General features: G+C 71.8%; 4 protein-coding genes and 1 pseudogene. All 5 read left to right on the top strand.

The genetic code is table 11. The annotated features are described in order from the left end of the window. Window positions 1–572 (top strand): annotated as a pseudogene (locus SALPAC6_RS26795) (ATP-binding protein); the annotation flags it as partial. 35 nt (window positions 573–607) lie between these two features. After that, window positions 608–2995, top strand: a complete 2388-nt coding sequence (locus SALPAC6_RS0124705) for an FtsK/SpoIIIE family DNA translocase (protein ID WP_018255981.1) — start codon at window positions 608–610, stop codon at window positions 2993–2995. A gap of 89 nt (window positions 2996–3084) precedes the next feature. Continuing rightward, the gene (locus SALPAC6_RS28605; RefSeq protein ID WP_018255980.1) at window positions 3085–3810 is read left to right on the top strand and encodes a Pycsar system effector family protein; all 726 of its coding nucleotides are present in this window, start codon (window positions 3085–3087) and stop codon (window positions 3808–3810) included. A gap of 109 nt (window positions 3811–3919) precedes the next feature. Continuing rightward, on the top strand, window positions 3920–4177 hold the full coding sequence (locus SALPAC6_RS0124695; protein WP_018255979.1) for a hypothetical protein: 258 nt from the start codon (window positions 3920–3922) through the stop codon (window positions 4175–4177). 463 nt (window positions 4178–4640) lie between these two features. Continuing rightward, window positions 4641–7079, top strand: a complete 2439-nt coding sequence (locus SALPAC6_RS30640) for a hypothetical protein (protein WP_223874472.1) — start codon at window positions 4641–4643, stop codon at window positions 7077–7079. Window positions 7080–7212 lie beyond the last annotated feature (133 nt).

The following is a 7212-nucleotide window of genomic DNA, read 5'->3' as shown; positions in this document are numbered from 1 at the left end:
GCGTGTCCAACCGCGGCAGCGGGTCGACGATCCTGCCCGACGATTTCGTGGGCGACCCGTTTGGCCTGCCCCGCGAGTTCGAGGACGGCACGACGACCGCCGGCATGGGCTTCTTGCGTCACTCCCACCGGATCGGAATGATCTGCCGGGTTCCGCACCTGGATGAGACCGCCGCCGCAGCAGCGGCGCCCCGCGTGCCGGTGCGGTGGAACGTCCCCGAGATCGACCCGGCTACCCCGATCGTGGTGCCCGGCCGCACCCCCACCAGCGGCAACACCACCACCCCCGCCAGCACCAGCAGCAACGGCGGTAGCGCGGTGGACCGGTTGCGGGCCGCGTTCGGAGCCGGCCGCCGCACCACCACCGTGGTTGAGCAGGTCACCCCGGTCACGCCCGCCGAGTGGGTCCTGGCCTGCCTACGCCGCGGCCCGGCGAGCGCGCAGGCGCTGCTGGACCGCCCGGACTGCCCGGTCAACCAGTCCCAGCTCTACAACCTGCTGACCCGGCTCAAGGACCGCGGCGCGGTCACCCCACCCGACCAGCGCGGCGGCCCGTTCACCATCACGAACTGACCACCACACCCTTTGCGCCCGGAAAGGAGACCCGCATGGCCAGGAAGACCACCAAGCAGGCCAAGGTCGACCACGCTGCCGCCCTGGCCCGCTGGTGCGGCCAGGCCGCCCGTACCGGCTGGCACGCCACCGCCGCCGGCGCCGGCCGGGCCGCCCGCAAGCTACCCAGCCCACACCGCACGAGTGTGGATCTGCCCGGACACGACACCGCCGGCCTCGCCCTACTGCTCACCGGCGCTGTCACCGCGGCGGCCGTGTGGACCGACCCCGCCGGTCTGCCCGGCCAAGCCCTGGCCGTCCCGGCCGGTCTCGTCGACGGGCTGCTCGGCCACCTCGCCGTGCTGATGCCGCTGCCGCTGTGCTGGCTGGCGGTGCAGGCGATGCGTCACCCCGCCGGCACGCACACCGTGCGCCTGCTCGCCCAGGCCGCCGGGATCCTGCTCACCGCCACCGGTGCCGCCGGACTGCTCGACCTGGCCACCCCGGGTGCCGGCGGTCTACTCGGCCGCGCCGCAGGTGCCCTCGATGCGGTCCTGACCGTGTGGGGCGCCGCCCCGGTCCTGGCGGGCGTGATCGCCGCAGGACTCACCGCCGCCACCGGCATCACCCCCGTCGCCGTCGTCACCGCCCTCGCTACCGCCGCCCGCGGCAAATCGAACACGTCCGCCGACGTCGACGAGCTCGACCAGCTCGACCGGTTCGACGACCTCGACGACCTTGACGACGACGCCGACGTGGACCAGGGCGACAACACCACCAACATCACCGCCCCGGCCGATCCGGCCCGCCCGCCGGCTGACCTCGTGCCCCGGCCGCCGCTACCGCGGCAGCCCGCCGACCCGACCGTGGAGCCGGCTCGGGCAGCCGGTGGCTACGTCCTACCGCCGGTGAGCCTGCTCGCCGCTGGCACCGCGCCACAGCCGCGCAGCGCGGCCACCGACGCCGCGAAGCGGGCCCTGCAGGGCGTGCTCACCGACTTCAAGCTCGACGCTGTCGTCAGTGGCCACAAGCGTGGCCCCGCCATCACCCGCCACGAGATCACCATCGGACCCGGGATCAAAGTCGAGAAGATCACCGGACTGGCCAAGACCTTCGGCTACGCCCTGGGCACCAACAAGGTGCCGATCGTCGGCACCATCCCGGGAAAGAGCGCGATCGGCGTGGAGGTGCCCAACACCGACTGCGAGACGGTGACCTTGGGCGATGTCATCCGCTCCCGGTCCGCCCGCGACGGGCACCGCCTGCAGGTCGCGCTGGGCCGCGACATCGACGGTCGGCCGGTGACCTGCAACCTGGCCGCCATGCCCCACCTGCTCATCGGCGGGGCCACCGGCTCCGGCAAGTCCGGCTGCCTCAACAGCCTGCTCGTCTCCCTGCTCACCCGGGCGACACCGGACGAGGTGCGGCTGCTGCTGATCGACCCCAAACGCGTCGAGCTGACTGCCTACGCCGGCATCCCGCACCTGGTCACCCCGATCGTGACGAACGCCAAGAAGGCAGCCGACTCGCTGGAGTGGGTCGTGCGCGAGATGGACAAGCGCTACGACGACCTGGCCGCCCACGGCGTGCGCCACATCGACGACTTCAACCGCAAGGTCCGCAACGGGCAGATCACCGCCCCGGCCGGCAGCGAGCAGGAACTACGCCCGTACCCGTACCTGGTGGTCGTCGTGGACGAGCTGGCCGACCTGATGATGGTCGCCCCCCGCGACGTCGAGGACTCCATCGTGCGGATCACCCAGCTCGCCCGCGCCGCCGGCATCCACCTCGTCCTGGCCACCCAACGCCCCAGCGTGGACGTGGTGACCGGGCTGATCAAAGCAAACGTGCCGTCCCGGCTCGCCTTCGCCACCTCGTCGCTGGCGGACTCGCGGGTCATCCTCGACCAGCCCGGCGCGGAGAAACTCCTCGGCAAAGGCGACGGCCTGTACGCCCCCATGGGCGCGGGTACGCCGACTCGGATCCAGGGTGCATGGGTTACCGAAGCCGAGGTCACCGCCGTCGCCGAGCACTGGCGCGACCAGGGCGACGCCCCCGCCACCCTGCCGACCGCCACTGACACCCCCATCGCCCCGGCCGTGGACGCCACGGTGGTCGACGGACTCGACGACGACGAGCGGGCCCTCCTGCGAGAGGCCGCAGACCTGATCGTCACCGGCCAGTTCGGCTCCACCTCGATGCTGCAACGCAAGCTCCGGGTCGGTTTCGTGAAGGCGGGCCGGCTCATGGACACCCTGCACGACCTGGGGGTTGTCGGCCCGTCCGGCGGCTCCAAAGCCCGCGACGTCCTCATCACGCCCGAGGAGCTGCCCGACCTGCTCACCGCACTCGACGGCCAGCCAGCCGCCGGCCCTGCCACCGACGACGGCGCCGTCGCCGGCGCGACCGTGCTGGCGTTCCCCCACACCGGTACCCACCGCTGACCTACCGCCGCGCGGGCAGCCCCACGCCTCCAAGCTCCGGGGCCGCCCGCCACTCCCTGATCCGCAACAGATGACAGGAGCTGCTCACCATGGTGCCTGACCCAGGTGATCCGACCTACCTTGGCGCGGCCTACGCCAGCGACCACAACCCCCACAACGGTCGTCGCCGGTTCCAGATCCCCACCGCCGGCGCCCACGCGGTGCTGGTGGATATTCCGACCGGTCTGACCGACAGCACTTTCCGCTGCACCGGCTGCGACACGGTCGATCACGACTTCTCCCAGCTGGAGATCCTTGCTCGTGCCGGCGCCCACGCCGCAGCATGCGGCCGGGGCACGGTCACCAGCACCCTGGACGCCGAGGTGAGCGCAGTGCGCGCCGAGCTGCACCGGGTCGACCCGAAAGCGGGCGGCTTCCTGCAGACGGCCGGGGTGTTGCTCGGCGCGGGCCTGGCCGTGCTCGGCGGTGCCGGAGTCGGCGGTCACCTCTCCCCGGCAGCCCTTGTCGCCGGGGCGGTCACCGCCCTGGTCGTCCTGGCTGCGGTGGTGCTGCTTCTGCTGTCCTCCCGGCCTCGCCTCGGCGGAGACTTCGGCTTCGTCGCCTGGGCCGACGCTGACACCGCCCACGACATCCTGACCCGCCTCACCGGCGACGACGCAGCGCAGATGACGCCTCTGGCCAGAGCCCGAGAGCTGTGGTGGCTGTCCCAGGCCGCCCGCGACAAGTACCGGGCGATCGGCCGGGCGGTGCCTCTGCTGCTGGCCGGCTACGTCGGCGCCGGCGTGACCGCCGCCGCCGCGATCGGCGCTTGGTGACGGTGTGAGTCCCTTTCCCACCAGCCGGGCGGCGCGGGCGGCCCCCATGCATCCCAGCCGAGGCCGCCCGCCACTGCCCTGATCCGCAACAGATGACAGGAGCCTGACCATGATGACCCACCAGCCGTTCGGCATTGACGTCACAGGCGCGACCGACGAGTACCGCCTGGACATCATTACCGACCCCGACCCCGACAACCCCCAGGCGATCGCCTACTACACCGCCGCCGACATGGACGCGGCCTGTGACCAGGCCGCGCTGTTGCTCGCTGCAGTGGACGGACCTGCGGATCGGTACGCGGAGTTGTACGTCCACGACGGCGATGGCACCGCGCTTCACTGCGACACCATCCACCTGCCCGCGTGAGCACCCACCATCCACAGCCGGGCGGCCCGCTTCCGCGGGTCGCCCACGCGTGGATTCCTTTACCGCACAGCGATGTCCGGCTTGTACCAGTATGTGCCTGGTTGCGGGACAGGTCCATACAGGATATTGATATACCGGCGCGTGTTGGGTCTGCATCCAGCGTGCGGGTGGACGTAAGATCACCGGGTTATCAGACTTTGAGGGAGCGCTTCAGCTCAACCCCTAATTCCAGACAGCAAGAGAGCCCCAAACCCCCGTTTCGTTTGGCCGCGAGAACAGGGCTTGAGGCTCCGACAAGCTCGGAGGCAACGATAGCACCCACCTTCGGGCTGGGTGCACTCTTGTCTTCGATCACGTTTTCTGCGTGTCACGGCGACGTGCATCTGCCCCAGCCCTTCCCCCATGTCGCAGTGCAGGCTGCGGCTGTTTCACCACGCCCTGAGCCCGTGTCTGTGGTGGGGCGATGAGTGGCGTGTTGGCCGCGGAGCGGGTGGTCGCGTCTGGGCACTGCCCGGTGTGCGCCGCGCGCGGCCGTGCGGTCCTAGCTGCTCCGGGGCGTACGCGGTGCGTCGTGCACCTGGGCCTGTCGCCGGTGGCTGTGGAGGCCACCCGGGCAGGTCAGTTGCGGTTGGCGTTGCCGGATGTGGCGCGGGTGCCGCCCCTGACTGGTCAGCGGGTGCCGTGTGTGGACTGCGCTGCCGCCGGCGTGGCCGGGTTGGGTGTGTCACGCGATGGGCCAGGGTCCGCGCCGCTGTGTCTGGGGTGTTGGCGGCGGCGGCAGCGTCGCGCGGCGCGGCGGGGGTTGACGCCGGAGGAGTCCGGCTGGCTCGCGGAGCTTGCCGAGCGGTTGGCGTGTCAGACGTGTGGCGGGCCGGACCAGGCCGCGGTGGTGGATCTGCCGGTGGAGGTGGTCCGGCGTCGGCGGTGGCGTCGGCGGCAGCGTCGCCGTGAGCTGCGCGAGAAGCGGCGGCAGGAGAAGCGGCAGAAGCGGCAGCGGGGGGACAGTGGCCGCCGCCGTCAGGGGTGTTGGCGGTGTGGGGATGAGGCGTGGATCGCGTCGTCGGCCCGCGCGGCACAGGCCGCCGAGGTGGAGCAGGCCGCCGCTGAGTCGCGGCGTGTGGACGAGTTGCGGGTGGCGCATCGGGCGGCGGTGAGGCGGGTGGCGCGCGCTGAGCGGCGGCTGACCGGCGTGCAGGCGTGGCGTGACCGGGTGGCCGGCGTGCTGGAGGCGATGCCGAGGTTGTCGAAGACCGGGCCGCGGGGACAGTTGCAGCTCAAGCAGAGCCCCACAGGCCGCGCCCGCGCGGTGTGGCTGATCGCCGATTTCCTGGCGCGGGCGGCCGCGGATCGGGCCGAGCGTGGGGTGAGCGGCCGGGGCAGGCCATCACAACACCCCCTAGTGGTCGGTGTGATGGCTGTTGCCGCGGATCCTGCCGCGGGCCGGCGGTCGATGGCCGGGCTTCACCCCACCGCGGCCCGTGCCGGAGTGGCCGCCAGGACGGTCACTACCGCGTGGGCGAACGCCGAGCGGGTGGGGGCCACCGTGCGGACGGAGGCGGGCCGGAACTGCTCTCTGGCCGAGCGGGAGGACACCGGGCTACGCCGCCGCCGCACCGTGCACGACTTCGCGGCCCTGCACACCTCACCGTTCGACCCCACACCACACCTCGGGGAGGCAACCGCGGTGCTGGCCCGGCTGCTGCAGCGCGCCCTAGTGCTCGTCGACGAGCACCAGGAGGCGGTGGCCGAAGCCCAGACCGCGGCGGAGGCCGCGCAGACCGAGCTGCTCGACGCACAGGCCGCGGTAGCCGAACGCGCTGCCGAAGACCTCCAGCTACAGGCGAGTGTGAGCGCCGTATGGGCGCCCGATGCCCGCCAAGCGCTCACCACCGCCATCGCCGCCCGCGGCCGAGCCAACCAGCCCACCACCACCCCAGCCGACCGTCGCCCCCACCAGGGCGCCCGCCCCACTGAGGACACCGTGCGCGCGGCGTTCGACCTCGCCAACCGCATGACGACTTTTTTCCACCCTCCCCGTATGGGGTTAAGCAAGAAATCTTCTTCCGGTTACAGGGGGTACCACTCCTTCTCAGCGTCAACGTCACTAGCCGCCGCACGACGACGGCCTCCCGGCCGGGGAGAAAGACCAAACGGCGGCGCTTCGCGCCCAGCACCAACGAGGCGAGTGACCGGGCCGACATCGCCTACGCGTCCTAGGACGACCAACGGAAGGAGAGGAAACCCACCAGCACATCCCCGCCGCTCAACGGCATGGGCGAAACCCCTCGCCCGCAGCCTGGCTGGGCTGTGGGACTTCCTCGCCCAGTTCTTGGCCGCTCACGGCTGTACCGACCAGCGTGGCGCCGACCGCGAGCGGGGACGACGCATCGCGATGATCGCCGCCACCCTCGCACCCCGCCTCAGCGGGGACTGGACCGCCGACGACGTCGTCCGCCTGGTCGAACACCACGGCCTTACCGGCCGCTACGCCGAAACCCGCACCATCATCCCCGCCGGCGACGCCCACTCCCCCCTGTCCTACCTCGCCGCAGTCCTCGACCGGGCCCTCACCAACCCCAACGCCGAGATACCCCACCCCTCACCCATGCGCGAACGCCGCGACCGCGACCACCGCGCCGCAGACCACGCCGCCACCCTCGCCCACACCACCGACCGCCACGCCGAATGGGCCGCCCGCGAACAAGCCCGCCAAGCCGAGCGCGCCGGGCCCGGCCACGGCCGCCACACCGCCCTCGCCGCCGCACGCGCCGCGGGCCGAGGCGACCACACCACCGCCCGCACCATCGCCGCAACCACGCCGGAGCCCCGCAGGAACGACGAGGAGTGGCCGCACACCGCGCAGCCCGGCTCGGGTCTGCCCGCTGGCGGCCTCGACCGCTAGACCGGTCCGCGCATCAGCGGATTTTCCGGCATCTGACCAGCACGGTCATGCGTCCAGAGGGATGCCCTATAGGCAGCATATTTGCCATCTTCACAATGTTGGGTACGCTGTAGATATCTACAGCGTGTCGAGT

Origin of the sequence: Salinispora mooreana (genome assembly GCF_000379065.1) — a bacterium.
In the GTDB taxonomy this organism is placed as follows: domain Bacteria; phylum Actinomycetota; class Actinomycetes; order Mycobacteriales; family Micromonosporaceae; genus Micromonospora; species Micromonospora mooreana.
This window is presented reverse-complemented; position numbering and strand designations above follow the sequence as displayed.